Origin of the sequence: Neotamlana nanhaiensis, assembly GCF_000943555.1 — a bacterium.
GTDB lineage: Bacteria > Bacteroidota > Bacteroidia > Flavobacteriales > Flavobacteriaceae > Neotamlana > Neotamlana nanhaiensis.
The window spans coordinates 225,262-243,472 of sequence record NZ_JTDV01000010.1; the positions used below are offsets into that span (position 1 = coordinate 225,262).

Genomic DNA, 18,211 nt, shown 5'->3' on the forward strand with positions numbered 1-18,211 from the left:
AGGTAAATTTAGCATTTAAACTATGCTAAAATGGAAACCTTAATTAATTACTTTGAAACCATTCCGTCGTTGCATCGCAGTATCATTATTGTTGGTGGTTTAACCTTCTTTTGGTTACTAGAAGGTGCCATACCGCTTTTTAATTTCAATTATAAAAAATGGAAACATGCGGTGCCAAATATATTTTTCACCTTTACAACCATACTTGTTAATTTAGTTTTAGCCTTTTTATTATTAAAATCATCCGATTGGGTAATGGCAAATAATTTTGGCATTTTAAATTGGTTACCCGAACTTAACATTTGGATTTATGGTATTTTAGGTATTTTTTTAATGGATTTTTTTGGCGCATACTTACCGCACTTCGTGGAACATAAAATCCCGCCACTTTGGATGGTGCATTTAGTACACCACTCCGACCACAAAGTAGACACCACCACCGCTAACAGACACCACCCCATAGAGAGCGTTATTCGATTTATTTTCACACTTTTAGGCGTTTTAATAATTGGTGCGCCAATCGCTATTGTAATGATGTATCAATCACTTTCGGTGGTTGCTACGCAATTCACACATGCTAATATTAAACTACCGAAAAAAATAGACAAAATAATGAGCTACCTACTCGTTTCGCCCGATATGCATAAAGTACATCATCATTATGTTTTACCTTACACCGACTCTAATTATGGCAACATTTTTTCGGTTTGGGACAGGCTTTTAGGAACTTACATGGAGCTAGACCGCGATAATATAATTTATGGTGTAGATGTATTTCCAGATGAAAAAGAGAACAGTAAAATATCGAGTTTATTAAAACAACCATTTCAAAAATATAAACGCCCAACAATAAAACCAAAGGAAACTTGAAACTATTAATTTGTACAAGCTTAGCTTTAATTTTAATGAGTTGTAATTACAATAATACCGATATTCAAGGGCATCGTGGTTGCCGTGGATTAATGCCAGAAAACACCCTACCGGCATTTAAAAAAGCCATCGCCCTTGGGGTGCACACTTTAGAACTCGACGTGGCAGTAAGTGCCGATAAAATTGTGGTAGTTTCACACGAACCATTTTTGAGTAGAACCATTTGTTTAGATGCTGAAGGACATAAAATCCCGAAGGAAGATGATATGAAATATAACTTATATCAGATGACTTTTGATAGTATTAAACAATACGATTGCGGATTAAAAAAACACCCAAGATTTCCAGAGCAAGAAAAATTGAAAGCCTACAAACCTTCGCTTGATGAAGTTTTTAAACTCGCAAAACAGTTAAATCCCAACATAAAATTCAATATTGAAATAAAAGCCAAACCCAAATACGATAGTGTTTTTACGCCTAAACCTAAAGAATTTGTTGCCTTAGTTTTAAACGTAATTGAAGAAAATAACGCTTTCGCGGAAAGTAATTTGCAAAGTTTCGATTTGCGTATTCTTGAAGAAATTAAACGGCAATCTCCCAAAATGAAAGTCGCTATTTTAGTTGATGAAGATGAAAACATAAACGAGAAACTGAAACAGTTAAGTTACAAACCCGAAATTGTAAGTCCGTATTTTAAACTCTTAAACAAGCATACAGTTGAAGCTTTACAAACAGACAATTTCAAAGTAATACCTTGGACGGTTAACAAATCCAAAGACCTCGAAAAAATGATTGATTACCGAGTTGATGGCATTATTACTGACTATCCCGATAGACTAATTAATATTTTAGAGTAAGAAACCTATTGGTCAGGGTGAACGCAGGCGAAACCCAATCAATTTTTTCTTAAAAACATTCGTGAATCCGAGGCAACACAAATGCCGTTTAATCCACAAAAAAAGCTTCCAATTCACTTCCTAACTTACTAATAGGAACATTACTTAAATTACTAACAATGGCAATTACGACGTCCTCTTCGGGATAAATGAGTAATAAGGTTGAAGCACCAACACCGCCACCAGAATGACTGTATTTAGGTGAATTGTTTTTGGTGTTGTACGAAAAGAATCCAACGCCATAATGCGTGCTTTTTCCTGTGGTAAGAATTTGTGGTGTTACCAATTCCTTTAAAACTTCAGGTGAAATAATCTTCGGATGAATCATTTCGTTTCCAAACTTCACTAAGTCTTCCGAGGTTGATAAAAATCCGCCACCAGCAGCTTTAAATTCATTGCAAACCGTTTTTCCTTGATAAACACCACCACTTTTTCTTTTCATATAAAATGTAGTTCTATTCGGGATTATCGAATCGCAATAATCTAACAGCGTGTGTTCCATTTTTAAAGGCTCGAAAATGGTTTTTGCGGTGTAGGTTCCAAATGGTATTTTAGCAACTGTTTGTATCACTTCACTCAACAAATTCCATCCGTAAGTACTGTACTTAAATTTTGTTTGCGGCTCAAAAAGAAGTCTATCATTTTTAAAAATCGAAATGCCTTCCGAGATACTAAGTTTTTTGTTCAATAAAAACTCTCTGCCTCTGTAATGCCTTATGCCGGCTGTATGTCCGCCAACTTGTCTTAGCGTAAAGTCGTATGCTTTTTTAGGGTAGTTGGGCAAATACAGATACAAACTGGAATCTAAATGTATCTTTTTTGCATCTACCAAAGTTGCTAAACTAACGGCAGAAATCGATTTAGAAATACTAGCAATACGAAACAATGTAGAATCTGGCGACACCTTAATCTTGTTTGTAATATCGGCGTATCCAAAACCTTCAGACCAAATCAGTTTTCCATGTTTCGATACCGAAATGGCCATTCCAGGAACCTGTTCTGTAACCATAAACCGTGCAACACTTTCTTGAGGCGTTTTAGGTTTTACCTGAGTTGTACTAACCGTACTTTTACAAGATAGCGCAACAATGAACAAACCTAAAAGCGCATTAAAAGCAGGTTTTCTCATTAATTTTCTATTCATAAATTAAATACTGCGCTCTAGTCTTTTTGAATTTTTTTAAACCGGTTTGCCATGTGGCTTTTATTTCAGTTTCACTTAAACCCGATTCAATTTGCTTTTGCAACGTTTTAGTACCCGACAGTTTTACAAAAAAGTTATTGAAAAATTTAGCTTTATCGGAGGTGTTTTGGTAAGCATCAATTAACCACGATAAGTTTAAGGTGTTTAATGTTTTGTACTTGGTTAAATCACTGCCGTGGCATAATTCATTTTGATACTTCGGGTATTTCGCGCCTTCATTAGGTTGCGGCGTAAAACTGAATTTAAACACGTTAGTATTTAAAAACGGACTACCAAATATTTGAAATTGTGTTTCTGTACCTCGACCAGCACTTACATTGGTGCCTTCAAAAAAGCATAAACTTGGGTACAAGTTTATGGCTTGGTCGTTAGGTAAATTCGGACTTGGTTTTATGGGTAAACTATACGTTTTATTGTGGTTGTAATGTTCCATAGAAATTACAGTTAACTCACATGTAACGGCATTTTTCAGCCATTTTTCACCGTTAATCATTTTTGCATACTCGCCAATTGTCATACCATGCACAATAGGAATTGGGTGCATACCTACAAAACTCTGGTTTTCTATTTCTAAAATAGGGCCGTCTATGTAATGACCATTCGGATTTGGTCTATCAAAAATAATAACAGGAATTTTAGCTTCCGCGCAAGCTTCCATAACATAATGCAAGGTAGAAATATAGGTGTAAAAACGTGCGCCAACATCTTGAATGTCGAAAATAACTAGATCTAAATCCTTCAATTGATCTGGTTTTGGCTTTTTATTGCTCCCGTAAAGCGACACAATTGGTAAGCCTGTTTTGGTATCAATACCATCTTTAACCACCTCGCCAGCATCCGCTTTACCACGAAACCCATGTTCTGGCGCAAATACTTTTTTTAAATCAATTTGTAATGCCACTAACGAATCTACCAAATGCGTGTAGCTTCCTTCTTCAGCTTTAAAAACAACACTCGTTTGGTTGGCAACAACACCAACGCGTTTACCGTTTAATAAAGGTAAATAGCGTTCGGTTCTGTTGGCTCCAACAACAATATTGGTGTTTTGGGTAACTTGATCCTGTGGTTCATTTTTTAAAACTGTTTCGGTTTTCGAGGTTTTGTCCTCCGATTTCGACAAGTTTGCACACGAAATCATGACCAAAACAAATAATAAAACTGTATTTTTGATAACTTTAAACGGCATCATATATTTTGAATTACGAGTATTTTATAGCTAAACGCTTAATTGGTAGTAAAGCGTATAAAAGTAGTGTTTCGGCACCAATAATAAAAATTGGTATTGCTGCCATAGCCATAGGCATTGTGGTGATGATGATTGCCATTGCAACCGGTATTGGGCTGCAACAAAAAATACGCGATAAAGTGGTTGCTTTTAACGGGCATGCCACTATAACGAATTACGATAGTAATAACTCGCAGGAAAGCGTTTTTCCTATATCAATCAATCAAGAATTTTATCCAGATTTTAAATCGGTCGATGGCGTTTCGCACGTTCAAGGTGTTGCCGCAAAGTTTGGCGTAATTCGTACCGAAACCGATTTTGAAGGTGTCGTTTACAAAGGTGTTGGGCAAGATTACGACTGGCAATATTTTAAAGAATTTTTAATTGACGGCCAACTGCCCAGTTTAGAAAAAAAATGGAGCGAAGAAGTTTTAATATCGCAGTATTTAGCCAACCGATTAGGCTTTAAAGTAGGCGACGAATTTCAAATGGTTTTTGCAAAAAACGATCCCGAAAAACTTCCTAATTACCTAAAATGTAAAGTTACGGGTATTTACAATTCAGGGTTTCAAGACCTTGACAAACAGTATTTAATAGGTAATTTACGTCACATTCAACGCTTAAACCAATGGGAAAGCGACCAAATTGGAAATTTTGAAGTGTTTATCGACGATTTTTCCCAGATTCAAGAAAAAGGCATCGAAATACATCAAAACACGCCATCAACATTCAACACCATCACCGTTACCGATAAATATGCTAGCATTTTCGAGTGGTTTACCATATTCATAAAAAATATAAACGGCATTATAGGCATCATGATACTAGTGGCGGGCATTAACATGATCACCGCGCTACTCGTTTTAATTCTAGAGCGCACCCAAATGATAGGCATTTTAAAAGCCCTAGGAAGCAACAATTGGAGCATTCGTAAACTATTTATCTACAACGCATCCTATTTAATTTTGTTAGGTTTGTTTTGGGGCAATCTCATCGGTTTAGCACTGCTATTTGCCCAAAAATATTTAAAACTTTTTCCGCTCGATCCAAGTGTATATTACGTTACCGAAGCACCCGTTTACATCAGTTTTGGTTACATTTTAGCGTTAAATGTTGGCACGCTCGTGTTGTGTTTAATTATGCTTTTGGTACCGTCGTACATCATCACAAAAATATCGCCGGTAAAAGCCATAAGGTTTACCTAAATTTGGGCGTTCCCTAAGGGGCGGGCTTTCACTACTCGCTTCACGCTCAAGCGTGAGAGCTCAAACATGCCGTTCAATCCCTAACGTGCTGGCGAACTCCAAAGTATCTTTACATTTTCAGAAAGCAAAATCAATAAATAAAAATTATCAAATCAATACCTATAAATAAATTTTGTTTATTTCAGTATTTAAAATAGATTTCAAAATCCGAATAAAAATTTCAATACTAATCGTAAATTTGACTTCAGAAAAAAAGAAACCATATGAAACTCGTATTATCGCCTGCTAAGTCATTAGATTTTGAAAGTGAATTACCAATAAACACACACACCGAAGCACAATTTTTAAAACAAGCCGAACGCTTAAACAAACTTTTAAAAAAGAAATCGGCCAAAAGTTTATCGAAACTCATGAGCATTTCCGATGCTTTAGGGCAATTAAATTACGAGCGTAATCAAAGTTGGGAACTTCCTTTTACAGAAGACAATGCACGACCTGCTGCCTATGCTTTTAATGGCGATGTTTATAAAGGTTTAGATGCTTACACCATTCCTACTGACAAAATAGACACGTTTAAAAACACCGTTCGTATTCTATCAGGATTATACGGCATTTTAAAACCAACCGATTTAATACAACCGTATCGCTTAGAAATGGGCACAAAAATGCCTGTTGGAGTAAAAAAGAACCTTTATGAATTCTGGAAAAAAGACATTACAAAAGCATTAAATAACGAACTTGAAGACGACGAGCTATTTTTAAACCTGGCTAGTAACGAGTATTTTAAAGCTGTTGATACAAAAGCATTAAAAGTACCTGTGATAACTGCCAATTTTAAAGATTTAAAAAATGGCGAATACAAAGTTATTTCGTTTTTTGCTAAAGAAGCTCGCGGACTCATGGCACGTTATATTGTAGATACAAACGCAAAAACTATTGATGATTTAAAAGGATTTAATTACGAAGGCTACGGTTTTAGCGAAAGTATGTCTAAACCAAACGATTTAGTATTTATTAGGTAGTATTATTTAGGTGTGGCTTTGTGACCAACGCTTATTTTTTTCTCAATAGACGGTCTTTTTTTAATTCGTGGTCTTCTATTGCCAAAAGTACCTCGGTGTATTTTTCCTCGTTTTGTTTTTTTATCGCCTTTTCCCATTAAAAGTTGTTTCTTTATAAAGTACAAAAAATAACAACGCAAGTCAAATTTTATACGTGTTTAAGCATAAGCATCCATACGATCCTTTTATTCAGCCTGATACAGAAAAACTCATTGTGGGCACTTTGCCACCTCCGCGATTTTCAATGGGAGAACTTTTAGAAAAAGATGTCGATTTTTGCTATGGCAGCTACTACAATTCACTTTGGCTGTACATTGATAAAATTCATAATCTAAACTTACGATACGACAACTCTACAGAAGCCGTACAACAGCGCAAAGATTTTTTAATAACACATAAAATTGGGGTTTGTGATATTGTAGCAAGTTGCGAACGCGAAAAAATTGATGCTTCCGATTTGGGTATGACGAACATTAAACTACGCAATATTATTGGCCATTTAAAACAAAATCCTAATATAAACACCTTACTTTTTACAGGTGGAAACAGTAAAAATGGTCCAGAGTATTTCTTTAGAAAGCATCTTAAAGAACATGGTTTAAAACTTGAATTAGTCAACAACGAAACACCAAGAATTCACCAATTTTCGCTACCTGTCATTGCGACTGAAGCGAAGCAATCTGCACAAAAAGAAACTATCATTACTAACACAGCCGAGGAATCTCATCAAAAATCACGAGTTATCAAAACCGTATCGTTAACATCTAGTTCTGGTGCAGCCAATATTTCAATCAGTAAAATCCCGCTATACCGACAATTAAAAGCTAAAAACCCCGATTTTAATACGTTTGCTTTTCGGGTTATGCAGTATCGCGAGTTTTTTTGAGCAAAGCTTATTTAAATTAAATTCGAAACCTTTTAATAGGTTGAACTAAGCCTTAAAAAACGTAATTAAAATTCTTTCGACTGCGCTCAAGATGACAAGCAAATAATCTATTAAACTTTTAGTTACTCTATTTTTAGTTTTATCTCGAACTCTAATTTATTTAGGTTCTCGTAAAATCTTTTCCATTTTACGGCCTTTGGCTAATTCGTCAACAAGTTTATCTAGATATCGAGTTTGTTTGGTTAACTCGGTTTCAATATCTTCAATTCTATAACCGCAAATAACACCTGTAATTAAATACGCGTTAGCATTAATTTTGGCTTGTTTAAAAAAGGTTTCAAAGGTTACTTTTTCGTTAATTAACTCTTGTAATTTGGCCTCATTAAAACCTGTAAGCCACTCAATTACTTGGTGTAACTCTTCAACCGTTCTACCCTTTTTTTCAACTTTAGTCACATAATGTGGGTAAACCGAAGAAAATGTCATGCTCGCAATACGTGCGTCGTGTTCTGGTGTTGTTGCCATAATTTTATTATTTAGTTGTGTTTTCAATATCACTAATATGGTGTTCTAAGGCTTTTACCGATATTTGAATTTCAACAACCAATAAAGCCAATGAAACTATTAACAACAATAAAGCCATACCAAACACCCAAACCGCAACGTTTTGCTGTTCAATATAAATTAAAAACATAGTTAACACGCACAACAACAAACTGCTAATGCCAAAAATTTGCATATAGCGCGTTAAATATAAACGGGTTTTAATATTTTTAATTTGCACCATTAAAACGGAATCTTTTTCTTTTTTATACTTATCGTGCAAACTTCTAATTACCGATGCGTATGCCAAAAACCTATTGGTATAGGCCAGCATAATTAACGAAATAGCTGAAAATAGTAAAGCTGGTGTTGTTAAGGTAAGTTGTTCCATAACTTATTTTTTGGTTTGTTTGTATTTATCATGTAAACCTATGCCGCTTAAAATTAGAGGTGTACACTTTTCTATTCGTGCAGTTCTGGTTTTAGCTTGTTTGGGTTGCGAAAAATAAAGAATATACCCACGCTGCCTACCAGGTGTTAAACTTTTGAAAGCCGATTTAAAATAGGGATCATCTTCAAATTTTGCTTCTAATTCTTCAGGAATGGGTTCGGGATTCTTTTTAAATTCAATTTGTAAGCCTGCCTTTTCTGCTTCAATAGCTTCAAAAATATAGGCTTTTATATCAGCTTCAATCGATTTAATATCATCTAAATTAGTAAACTTAAATAATCGTACAGCTTGAGAGTTTTCTCCTGGCTTCTCTAAAAGTTGTTTTTCATCGGCGAGTAAAGCACCTTTAAAAAAACCGATAGCACAATAATTTTTTAACGCAGTTATATTTAAAACATTTTTACCATTAAAGGTATAACAAGGCACGCCCCATTTACAGGTTTCGGTGAGGCCACATTGCAAAACAATGTGCCTTAACAATTGGAGTTCCCTTTGCCATGTGTGTATTTTACAATCGGGTGTCGCCCCAAGCGGACATCGACCACATCCCTCAATAAAATAATTTTCAACCGATGTATTCATTATTCTAATTTAGAATTAGTTCAACAATATAACTCTATTAAAAGCAATATCAAATAGATAATTCTCGCACGACTGCAAAAAGTCGTAATAAATTAAGAATTGAACATTACAGATATTTTAAGCAATTTATTCGAGAGTTTACATGATAAATATCATTCCATATAGGCTTCAATTCCAATAATTTTACTGTATTAAATTATTTAAGTCATGAAACCTAAAAAGAACCCAGAACTAGAAATAGGACGACATAGCAGTATATATTTTGCCATTGGGCTTAATTTAATGTTATTACTGTCTTGGAGAGCGCTTGAACACAGAACTTACCAGAAAGACGACTTTGTTATGGAAGTTCTAGATGTTAATTATAAAATTGAGGATGATATTCCTATTGTTAAAATGAATACGCCGGCTCCTCCTCCACCGCCTGCCAAAGTCCCCCAAATAATTGAAGTCATTGAGGATGATATTGTTGATATAGAAGAAACAGTTATTGAGAGCACAGAAACAGGGCAAGATGATGCCATTGAAGATTTTGTTGCTATTGGCGTTGATGAAGTGGTGGTTGAAGAAGTTGAAGAAGATGTGGAAGTTGCCTTTGCCGTAATTGAAGAAGTACCCGTTTTTCCTGGTTGCGAAGGATTAAGCAAAGAAAAAACTAAAGCTTGTTTTCAACAAAAAGTACAAGAGCATGTTGTAAAGAACTTTAATTACCCCGATGTTGCTTTACAACTAGGTATCCAAGGGCGTGTATCGGTTGTTTTTGTTATCGATTCACAAGGTAAAACTACCAAAATACGCTCTAGAGGCCCAGATAAATTACTTGAAAAAGAAGCCGAACGTATTATAAGCATAATGCCCAAAATGGAGCCCGGAAAACAACGTGGCAAACCTGTAACAGTACAATACGCAGTGCCTATTTACTTTAAATATGCTGCAACACATTAAAATGGGGTGATTTTGTTTCATGAGAGGCCGGATATGAATATGTTTTCTATCTGGCCTCTTTTTTGTTATAAAACTATCACTTTTACATTTCAGAATAAAAAAATAACAATTCGGTTATTCACTTTTTAAAAACCAATACTTCATCAAGATATTTGCAGTGTAATTAATTAAGCACTTTATTTATTAATTTTAAAAAAGTTTATAAAACATTACACCATGTCAAAATCTGGAAAAAACATATTAATCACTTTTATTTTAGGCTGTATCGTTTTTGTAATTGGCACCTTATTATCCGGTGGTTTTAATTTCGAAACGGTAAACGAAGCCATTATAAGCTTCGCCTTTTACCAATTGTACGCTTTTGTTTTAGGGTATTCAAATATGTTGTTTTTCGATTTTTTAAGTCGTAAAAACTGGAAAAAAACAGACTCTGTTAAACGCATAATTATTGGCGTAATTGGAGCCACAATTTTAACCATAATTGGGTTATTTATTTTACGAGCTTTAACCGCTCTATTAATGTATCACCAAACATTTAACGAGTTTATTACAAACGAAAAGTTTGCTTATTACAAGTTTGGTTTATGGATTACCTTAACCATTGTTGCCGTATTTCATGTAATTTACTTTTACAATAAATACCAACAAAACCGCATAAAAGAACAAAAAGTAATTGCAGGTACCGCGAGTGCTAAATTTGATGCTTTAAAAAACCAATTAGATCCGCATTTTTTATTTAACAGTTTAAATGTGTTAACTAGTTTAATTGAAGAAAACCCAGAAAGCGCACAAAAATTTACCACCTCGTTATCAAAAGTTTACCGTTATGTTTTAGAGCAAAAAAACAAAGAATTAGTTACGGTTGATGAAGAACTGCAATTCGCTAAAACCTATATGTCGCTTTTAAAAATGCGTTTTGAAGACAGTATTGTATTCAACATGCCCGAAAAAGCAAGTAACCCCGATAGTAAAGTGGTGCCATTATCGCTACAACTACTTTTAGAAAATGCCGTAAAACACAATATGGTTACAAGCAACAAACCTTTACATATAAGCATATATGAACAACAAGGCAATTTAGTGGTAGAAAACAATTTACAACCTAAACAAATCGTGAAAAAAAGTAGCGGTGTTGGCTTAAGTAATATTAAACAACGCTACCAACTTTTAACACATAAAAACGTATTCATTAATCAAGAAGCAAACCGTTTTGCAGTTGCAATACCAATGCTAACCAAACAATTATCAGTTATGAAACCTATGCATTCAAAATCAAATTTTAGCGATAGCTACGTGCGTGCACGCGACTACGTAAACGAACTTAAAGGCTTTTATTATAGTTTAATAAGCTATTTTGTAGTAATTCCTTTTTTAATTTACATTAACTACAACACCTATTGGGGCGTAAAATGGTTCTGGTTTCCTATGTTAGGCTGGGGCGTTGGTCTGGTTTTACAAGGCTTTAAAGTATTTGTTAATAATGGTGCCTTTGGTCGCAACTGGGAAAAACGTAAAATTGAACAATTTATTCGCGAAGAAGAAAATAAAAAACGTTGGAATTAAAAACTAAAAAATCATGGAAAATAAAGATATACAACCTTACAACGACGACTTTAAAAACAAAGCTTTTTTAAAAGAAGAAGCTTACCTACGAGCTAAAGAAAAAGTAAAAAAAATAGTAGGCTTTTATTGGCATTTAGCCGTTTTTATAGTAGTAAATGCCTTTATAATAATTACCATTGTTGTTAATGGTGGCAGTTTGTGGCACTTTGGTACCTGGGCAACACCTTTGTTTTGGGGCATTGGTTTACTTTTTCACTTTTTAGGTGTTTTTGGCGTTACGTTTTTATTTGGAAAAGACTGGGAAGAACGTAAAATTCGCGAGTTTATGGAAAAAGATAAATCGGAATGGGAATAACAAATTAATTAACAACACTAACCAATCAAAATTATGAATGTTATTATTATAGAAGATGAAAAACCTTCGGCACGTCGTTTACAACGTATGCTAGAAAAACTAAATATTAAAACCGATATTCTTTTGCATTCGGTTGAAGAATCTTTAGCTTGGTTTAGCAACAATACACATCCTGATTTAATTTTTTTAGATATCCAGCTAAGTGATGGCTTATCGTTCGAAATATTTGAAACAATTGCTATTAAATCGCCTGTAATTTTTACCACAGCCTACGATGAGTATGCGCTACAAGCGTTTAAACTTAATAGCATCGATTATTTATTAAAACCTATTGATGAAGACGATTTAGCAACGGCTGTAAAAAAATACCAAGAACGCCAACCACAACAACAAGCCGTTACTTTAGATTTTAACGATATAAAGAAACTTTTGGTAAACCCCATAGATCGTGAGTACAAAAAACGCTTTTCGGTAAAGGTTGGTCAGCATTTAAAACTTATTTCGGTTGATGATATTGAATGCTTTTTTAGTGAAAATAAAGGCACTTATTTACACACCACGGAAGGCCGAAACTATTTACTTGATACCACATTAGAACATTTAGAAAACGAACTAGAACCACAAACCTTTTTTAGAATTAACCGTAAATTTTTTGTGAATATTAACGCCATAAAAGATATGGTAAGCTACACCAATTCGCGTTTGCAAATAAAGCTTAAAACATACAACGAACAAGATGTTATAGTGGCTCGCGAACGTGTAAAAGATTTTAAAGCTTGGTTGGAATAATTATTTAATGTCTGACTTAAATGGTAAAAATAGTTTTAAATTGCTCGCAAATAATAATCATATTTTGTGACGGTTGATCGCCTTTAACTGCCATTTCTCTGGTATAATACGCCCAATGCACCTTTTGCCAATAGGCTAACGATTTATCGCCTTCGCCCTCAAGTTTAGCGTAATTAGCCGATATTTTATTGTAAGGTACGTGCTCGATTTTTATGGTTTTAATTATGGCCTTGGCCTCACCATTCCAATTAGTTACTATATTTAAATCGCCAACATTTGGAAACGCATAACCATAGGTTTTAAACCACCACAACGATGTTGATGTGGCTTGTTTAACACCTTGCACAACCAAACTTACGCAAGTATCGGCATCGGTTTGGTTATCGCAGAAATACCAAGCTTCGGGGCGATTATAATTTTTATGCTCTGGATTCGCTTTTACAAAGTTATTCCAAAGCGTTTGTACCGATGCGTTATTAAACGTTTTCATGTGCACAAAATACTATAATTTATACAAAGTTTGCGTTAAGGATTGCAGTGGAAAGCCCACAGGGAGGCACGACCGAGGACTTGTAACGGAAAGCCTGACCCCTTGTGGGTAACGCTCAAATAATTAAGTTTTTTTTACGGAAATACCTTTGAAACCCTGAAATAAATTCAGGGAGACAACAAGTATCTTAGAATTTAAACTTTTTGCTCTGGCAGTAATTTAAAAATCGAATTTATAGGTGGCACCTGCCAAAAACTGAATGCCCTGAACCGGGAAATTTTGCCATTTCTGGTAACTGTTGTTTGCTAAATTATTTCCTCTAGCATACACCGAAAATTTATCGTTTATATGGTAACCTACGTGTGCGTTGGCATCGAAAAAGCTATCTAGAGTTAAAGTTTGTGTAGTTGGAGAACTTTCCATTACAATTAAATCTTTTCGCTCGCCTACATAAAATAAATTTGCTCCTGCAAACCAATTTTGGTTGATTTGATAATCGAAAAACAACGACCCTTTTATGTCTGGTAAATTCCAAGCTTCTGGCTGTGTTTTGGCATCGTAAGCAAAATATTCGGCTTTTAAACCTAACTTAAAATTACGACTAACATCCACATTTATTTCGCCAGCTACTCCAAAGGTATCGACGTTATCGTAAACAATTCCGAAGGAATTCCCGTACTCGTAAGCCTCGGTAGCCGATACATCTTTTATAGCATTGGTTATAAACAAAGCTTTGTTTTTATCGGCATTGTAATGACCACTTATACTATAACTCATATTACTCGATAACTTACCTTTTAAACCAATGAAAGCTTTGTAAAGATTATCGGTTGGTGCAATATTTAAAGTTGGCGACACAAACGGGTTTTCGGCCGCAAAACCATAGTATGAATTTTGGTTTAAATCGCCTTGAACACCACCATAAACAATTAAAACATCGTTTACCAAACGATAAGTTGCTGTTACATTTGGATACAAATAAAACTTACTCGCCCCTGTTTCTTTATCGTTTAAATAATAGGTTGACACACCAAGATTTAAGGTTAAATCGTCGCGTTTAAGCTCGTAAGTTGGCGAAAGACCAACGAAGAAATTCCCATAATCGAGCGCATCGGTGGTGAAATAATTTTTATCGAACGTACCACCAAGATAATCGAATGTTAAACCTGCTGAGATTTCGATATCGTTTATAGGCAAATCGAAAGCTGTATTTACGACTAACCTATTTTCTCCCGAACCTTGGTTATCGCCGAAACGACGAAATTTAAAATCGGCCGATTTAATATAAGCATCTTCAAAAGAAATATCGGCACCAAAATGCGCATTATAAAACATATGATCGACCGCTGGGTTATTTGTCTGTACGGTTAAAACTTGCGATTCGGGCACACCATACCAGTTGTAAACTTGATGCTGAAAACCACCTTCTACATTCCAAGCGTAATCGCGCATGTGGCTACTGTAATTTACATTAACTTTTGAATTTGAAAAATGGTCGTCGAACTCAACGCCTTCAATACCGCCTTGTGAAGAATGATGACTTACATAACCACCAACACTTTCGTTACGGTTTAAAGCATGGTTTAAATACACTTCCCCTAGAAGTGTGGTGTATGTGCCCACGCCCAAAGTGGCGTAATTATCGAAAATTTTAGCAGGTTCGCGCTTTTCTACAACAGCTGCCTTACCTTTTGCAGGTGTAAATGTTGATGCCACCGGAAAAGAAAAAATATTGTATTTCACCACTTTTTTAGTTTCGGTGGTTTCGTCGTCAAGCTTTGGTGTTTCACGAACTTTAAACGCATCAGAAATAGTTGGTGTATATGGTTTTACAACATCAATAACACCAGTGTTTATAGTATCTCCTTGTCGGTTTTGAGAAAACGCTACCGTAGCATTAATTGTAAATACTACCAATAAAATATGTTTTATGTGCTTTCGCATGGGTTTTGCTTTTTTTTACTTAATCCACAACCGTGGAATTGATTTTGATTTTATTCTGATTGATATTTTGCACTATTAATTCAAGATAAACGCGTGTTGCTCTTAAAATTAATCTTCAGTTTCAATTGATGAATTTGTTTTAGCTTCTTCGGTTTTAATTTTCTTTAATTCGGCTCTCGCTTCGCTAATAACATCGTCGAAATCTGGAAAATTTTGGATCACACTTTCTAAAATATACGTGGCTTGAAATGCATCTTTTAAAGCATAAAAGTTTTTAGCCATAAGCACCAAACCTTTGGCACTGTAATATTTATAACCCGAAAAATCTTTTGCTAATTTTTGTACCGCCGTGTTTGAGGATTCATATTTTGCTTCTTTATTTTTAAAATAAGCGTTGTAATATAAAGCTTCAGCAGCGGTTTCGCCTGTGGCTACTTTTTCAACTTCTGCGTAAGAGGTTTTAGCTTTAGCTTCATTGTTTGTTTTTATAGCCGAACGTGCAATAATTACATGTGCATCACTTTTTATTTTGTTATCAATTTTTGAACTGTTCAACACTTTTTCCGCGTAAGCGACAGCCTCATTATAATTTTCTAATTGATAATTGGCTTTCATTAAATTAGACTGTGCAAACACCACGTTTTGAGGAAAATTAGCTTCGGCCTCCAAACGCTGTAGCACCGGAATAGCGTTTTTCCAGTTTTTCTTCTCTAAATGATATTGAGATAAACGTGTTAAAGCTTCTTCGGTATATTCGTTTTGCGATGTTTCCGCAATATATTGGTAATGTGGCGCTGCGTTTTCTAGCAAATCTTTTTTGTAATACAACTGTGCGATATAAAATTGCGCTTGTAAGGCGTGCAGACCATTTGGAAACTGACTTAAATATTGGTTGAATTGTTTAATGGCTCTATCGGTGTTGCCATCGACGTATTGTTTTTCGGCTGCTTCGTAAGTGGTATTATCCAAATCGGTGTCGGTAACCTCCACATAATCCAAGGTTTTTACCCAAGCAGCATACTCATCAACTTTTCCTAAATCAATATAAATTAAACGCGCCGTTGAAACCGCTTGCACTGCCTCGGGCGAACCTGCATAATTACTAGCAACGTTTTTAAACTTCACCAAAGCATCTTGGTTTTGGTTGGCGTTGTAATAAATTAAACCTTGTCGTAACAATGCTTTTGGCACAAACGAACTGTTTTTATACGCTACACTTAATTTGTTATACGTGGTGTGCGCTTTTTGAGTTTGACCTTCTTTCACATAAGAATTACCAAGTTCGTACATGGCATCGTCACGTAATTTTGACTTTGGATATGTTTCAATAAAAGTTTCTAATTCATGTATTTTTTTTGAAGATTGCCCCGCATAACCAACGCTTAAAGCTTTTTGAAAAAAGGCATAGTCGGATTCTATTTCGTTTAACTTTATGGCATTTTGATAGGCATTTATTGCATTTTGGTATTCGCTAGACACAAAATAACCATCGCCTAACCTTAAATACGCATCGTTAAGTCTTACCTTATCATCCTTATGATTACTAATGAATTGATTGAAATAGGTGGTTGCCTGCGGATAACTTTTTAACTTAAAATAAGTGTAGGCTAAATTATAATCTAAATTCTCGAATTCTGGTGTTTCTGAAGCTTCTGCCATTTGGCCAAACTGTTTAAAACCTATTAAAGCATCATCAAAATTAGATAAATTATAATCGGCTTCGGCTTTCCAAAAAGTCGCTCGTGCTGTGTAAATAGCTTCCAGCGATTCTTTTAACGAGGCATCAAATAAATTTTCGGCTTCTAAATAATCGTTTTCATTATACAACTCTAAACCGCGATAAAAAGCTACTTTTTGGTAAGCTACTTTGTTATCGTAACTATTTTTTCCTTTTAAAAGCTTTAAAGCTTCGGCATAGTTTTTTGATGTGATGTACGAATCGATTAACAGGGTTTCAATTTCTTCGCGATAGCTTGTTTCTGGGTATTTATCTAAATAAGCTGCTAAAACTTGTGGTGCCGATTGATACGGATTCCCTATTTCGTAACTAATTTTAGCATAATTCAACCAAGCATCTTCTTGAATTTTTAAATCGAAATCCATTTCTGAAGCATTTTTAAACGCATTTAAAGCTTCTTGTTTTTTATCGAGATGCACATAACTTTCGCCTAAATGATAATAGGCATTTTGAGCAATGCTGTTACTACCACCTACAATTTTATTAAACTCATTTATAGCATTTTCGTAATCTTTTTGTTTGTAATAGGTGTAACCCAATTGGTAATAATCGGTGTTATTCCACTTGGCGGTTTTATCGCGCTTTCCTTGTCGTCCTTGGTACGCTTTTAAATACGGTAAAGCTTCAGTGTAATTTTCGAGATTAAAGTAGCTCTCACCTATTATTTTTGATAGTTCGGATACTTCATTTTCGTCACTAGAATCTAATCGGTCTTTTGCTAACGCAATAGCTTTTTCAAAATTTCCTAGTTTAAAATTTAAATCGGCTTGGTAGTACGATAGTTTTTCTTTGTAACGTTCTTGGTCGCTTACCTGATCGAAATACTCGTTAGCTTCATCGTAATCGTCGCCTTCATAAGCCATAAAACCAATGTAATATTTGGCTTGTGAGCCATATTCTTTTGAGCTTTCAACACGATTTAAATACTTTTTAGCATCTTTATATTGCTTCACAGAAAACGCCGAATAACCATTGTTAAAGTAAAATTTTTCCTTTTCACTTCGGCCTAAAGCATTTTCGTTTACTTTATCATACCACTTTCTGGCATACGCATATTTAGAATTTTCGAAATAATAATCGGCTACATCAACATAAGCCGTATTTCGCTTGGTACTTGTTGGATATTCTGCTACAAAATTCTCAACCAATTGGTCGGCATTTTGCTGATTTAAACGCACCGCACAATTGGCTATATAATAAGCACAATCGGATTGTAAAATATCTTCTTCGGCCGTTTTTTTAACGCTCGAAAACAGCGATTGCGCTGCTAAATATTGCTGATTATTATAAAGCGATAATGCTTTTTGATAATCGACTAAGTTGCTAGTATAAGTGGCCGATTGCTGTGCCATTGTTGGGAAAACAAAACCCAAAACAAGCATGAGGGAAAGTATGTTTTTGTAAATCATTTACAAGTCGTTTTTTAATTTGAGTATTCAAAGATAAATGAATCTAAATTGTATA

The 18,211-nt window shown here is 34.8% G+C and carries 18 protein-coding genes; 9 read left to right on the forward strand and 9 right to left on the reverse strand.

Going from position 1 to position 18,211, the window contains the following annotated elements:
• The first annotated feature begins 30 nt into the window (after positions 1–30).
• Positions 31–870, forward strand: coding sequence for a sterol desaturase family protein (locus PK35_RS11550; RefSeq protein ID WP_044626714.1), 840 nt, complete (start codon positions 31–33; stop codon positions 868–870).
• Entirely contained in the window at positions 867–1,727 is an 861-nt protein-coding gene (locus PK35_RS11555) for a glycerophosphodiester phosphodiesterase family protein (RefSeq protein ID WP_238320909.1), read from the forward strand. Before PK35_RS11550 ends, PK35_RS11555 begins: the two co-directional genes overlap by 4 nt.
• Before the next feature lie 88 nt (positions 1,728–1,815).
• Here the strand turns inward: PK35_RS11555 and PK35_RS11560 are convergent, their stop codons facing one another.
• Together PK35_RS11560 and PK35_RS11565 are read right to left on the reverse strand one after the other, a co-directional pair.
• Entirely contained in the window at positions 1,816–2,910 is a 1,095-nt protein-coding gene (locus PK35_RS11560) for a serine hydrolase domain-containing protein (protein ID WP_082048576.1), read from the reverse strand.
• On the reverse strand, positions 2,903–4,156 hold the full coding sequence (locus PK35_RS11565; protein WP_202903832.1) for an exo-beta-N-acetylmuramidase NamZ family protein: 1,254 nt from the start codon (positions 4,154–4,156) through the stop codon (positions 2,903–2,905). The genes PK35_RS11560 and PK35_RS11565 overlap by 8 nt, the downstream gene beginning before the upstream one ends.
• A gap of 8 nt (positions 4,157–4,164) precedes the next feature.
• On the opposite strand from PK35_RS11565, the gene PK35_RS11570 reads away from it, so the two are divergent.
• Positions 4,165–5,400, forward strand: a complete 1,236-nt coding sequence (locus PK35_RS11570; protein WP_044626717.1) for an ABC transporter permease — start codon at positions 4,165–4,167, stop codon at positions 5,398–5,400.
• Positions 5,401–5,663: 263 nt separating this feature from the next.
• Positions 5,664–6,422, forward strand: coding sequence for a peroxide stress protein YaaA (gene yaaA / locus PK35_RS11575; protein WP_044626718.1), 759 nt, complete (start codon positions 5,664–5,666; stop codon positions 6,420–6,422).
• Positions 6,423–6,424: 2 nt separating this feature from the next.
• On the opposite strand, the gene PK35_RS17420 is transcribed toward yaaA, so the two are convergent.
• Complete coding sequence (locus PK35_RS17420; RefSeq protein ID WP_082048577.1) at positions 6,425–6,559, reverse strand: 30S ribosomal protein THX; 135 nt, start codon at positions 6,557–6,559, stop codon at positions 6,425–6,427.
• 56 nt (positions 6,560–6,615) lie between these two features.
• Between PK35_RS17420 and PK35_RS11580 the strand changes: the two genes are divergently transcribed.
• Positions 6,616–7,347, forward strand: coding sequence for a uracil-DNA glycosylase family protein (locus PK35_RS11580; protein ID WP_044626719.1), 732 nt, complete (start codon positions 6,616–6,618; stop codon positions 7,345–7,347).
• Between the two features lie 156 nt (positions 7,348–7,503).
• Here the strand turns inward: PK35_RS11580 and PK35_RS11585 are convergent, their stop codons facing one another.
• The 3 genes from PK35_RS11585 to PK35_RS17545 are packed head-to-tail and all read right to left on the reverse strand — an operon-like array spanning position 7,504 to position 8,923.
• Positions 7,504–7,872 carry a DUF2200 domain-containing protein gene (locus tag PK35_RS11585; protein WP_044626855.1) on the reverse strand — a complete coding sequence of 123 codons (369 nt, stop codon included), beginning with the start codon at positions 7,870–7,872 and terminating at the stop codon, positions 7,504–7,506.
• Between the two features lie 7 nt (positions 7,873–7,879).
• Positions 7,880–8,281 carry a DUF2721 domain-containing protein gene (locus PK35_RS17540; protein ID WP_044626720.1) on the reverse strand — a complete coding sequence of 134 codons (402 nt, stop codon included), beginning with the start codon at positions 8,279–8,281 and terminating at the stop codon, positions 7,880–7,882.
• 3 nt (positions 8,282–8,284) lie between these two features.
• Positions 8,285–8,923, reverse strand: coding sequence for a YdeI/OmpD-associated family protein (locus PK35_RS17545; protein ID WP_117624670.1), 639 nt, complete (start codon positions 8,921–8,923; stop codon positions 8,285–8,287).
• A 207-nt stretch (positions 8,924–9,130) separates the two neighbouring features.
• Between PK35_RS17545 and PK35_RS11600 the strand changes: the two genes are divergently transcribed.
• The 4 genes from PK35_RS11600 (at position 9,131) to PK35_RS11615 (ending at position 12,575) form a co-directional block, all read left to right on the forward strand.
• Positions 9,131–9,868: an energy transducer TonB gene (locus tag PK35_RS11600; protein ID WP_044626721.1), complete on the forward strand. Its 738-nt coding sequence runs from the start codon at positions 9,131–9,133 to the stop codon at positions 9,866–9,868.
• Positions 9,869–10,084: 216 nt separating this feature from the next.
• Positions 10,085–11,431 (forward strand): histidine kinase, encoded by a 1,347-nt coding sequence (locus PK35_RS11605; RefSeq protein ID WP_044626722.1) that lies wholly within the window; start codon positions 10,085–10,087, stop codon positions 11,429–11,431.
• Between the two features lie 13 nt (positions 11,432–11,444).
• Positions 11,445–11,786, forward strand: coding sequence for a 2TM domain-containing protein (locus PK35_RS11610; RefSeq protein ID WP_044626723.1), 342 nt, complete (start codon positions 11,445–11,447; stop codon positions 11,784–11,786).
• Between the two features lie 33 nt (positions 11,787–11,819).
• Positions 11,820–12,575, forward strand: coding sequence for a LytR/AlgR family response regulator transcription factor (locus tag PK35_RS11615; protein ID WP_044626724.1), 756 nt, complete (start codon positions 11,820–11,822; stop codon positions 12,573–12,575).
• Between the two features lie 16 nt (positions 12,576–12,591).
• Here the strand turns inward: PK35_RS11615 and PK35_RS11620 are convergent, their stop codons facing one another.
• The 3 genes from PK35_RS11620 to PK35_RS11630 form a co-directional block, all read right to left on the reverse strand.
• Positions 12,592–13,065 carry an ASCH domain-containing protein gene (locus PK35_RS11620; protein ID WP_044626725.1) on the reverse strand — a complete coding sequence of 158 codons (474 nt, stop codon included), beginning with the start codon at positions 13,063–13,065 and terminating at the stop codon, positions 12,592–12,594.
• A 219-nt stretch (positions 13,066–13,284) separates the two neighbouring features.
• Positions 13,285–15,009 carry a porin family protein gene (locus tag PK35_RS11625; RefSeq protein ID WP_044626726.1) on the reverse strand — a complete coding sequence of 575 codons (1,725 nt, stop codon included), beginning with the start codon at positions 15,007–15,009 and terminating at the stop codon, positions 13,285–13,287.
• Positions 15,010–15,117: 108 nt separating this feature from the next.
• A complete protein-coding gene (locus PK35_RS11630; protein ID WP_044626727.1) occupies positions 15,118–18,156 on the reverse strand; it encodes a tetratricopeptide repeat protein in 3,039 nt (1,012 codons plus the stop codon).
• Positions 18,157–18,211 lie beyond the last annotated feature (55 nt).

Coding starts and splice junctions, on each gene's coding strand:
- PK35_RS11550 (WP_044626714.1), top strand. CDS start 31: ATGGAAACCTTAATTAATTACTTTGAAACCATTCCGTCGTTGCATCGC.
- PK35_RS11560 (WP_082048576.1), bottom strand. CDS start 2,910: ATGAATAGAAAATTAATGAGAAAACCTGCTTTTAATGCGCTTTTAGGT.
- PK35_RS11565 (WP_202903832.1), bottom strand. CDS start 4,156: ATGCCGTTTAAAGTTATCAAAAATACAGTTTTATTATTTGTTTTGGTC.
- yaaA (WP_044626718.1), top strand. CDS start 5,664: ATGAAACTCGTATTATCGCCTGCTAAGTCATTAGATTTTGAAAGTGAA.
- PK35_RS17420 (WP_082048577.1), bottom strand. CDS start 6,559: ATGGGAAAAGGCGATAAAAAAACAAAACGAGGAAAAATACACCGAGGT.
- PK35_RS11585 (WP_044626855.1), bottom strand. CDS start 7,872: ATGGCAACAACACCAGAACACGACGCACGTATTGCGAGCATGACATTT.
- PK35_RS17540 (WP_044626720.1), bottom strand. CDS start 8,281: ATGGAACAACTTACCTTAACAACACCAGCTTTACTATTTTCAGCTATT.
- PK35_RS17545 (WP_117624670.1), bottom strand. CDS start 8,923: ATGAATACATCGGTTGAAAATTATTTTATTGAGGGATGTGGTCGATGT.
- PK35_RS11600 (WP_044626721.1), top strand. CDS start 9,131: ATGAAACCTAAAAAGAACCCAGAACTAGAAATAGGACGACATAGCAGT.
- PK35_RS11605 (WP_044626722.1), top strand. CDS start 10,085: ATGTCAAAATCTGGAAAAAACATATTAATCACTTTTATTTTAGGCTGT.
- PK35_RS11610 (WP_044626723.1), top strand. CDS start 11,445: ATGGAAAATAAAGATATACAACCTTACAACGACGACTTTAAAAACAAA.
- PK35_RS11615 (WP_044626724.1), top strand. CDS start 11,820: ATGAATGTTATTATTATAGAAGATGAAAAACCTTCGGCACGTCGTTTA.
- PK35_RS11620 (WP_044626725.1), bottom strand. CDS start 13,065: ATGAAAACGTTTAATAACGCATCGGTACAAACGCTTTGGAATAACTTT.
- PK35_RS11625 (WP_044626726.1), bottom strand. CDS start 15,009: ATGCGAAAGCACATAAAACATATTTTATTGGTAGTATTTACAATTAAT.
- PK35_RS11630 (WP_044626727.1), bottom strand. CDS start 18,156: ATGATTTACAAAAACATACTTTCCCTCATGCTTGTTTTGGGTTTTGTT.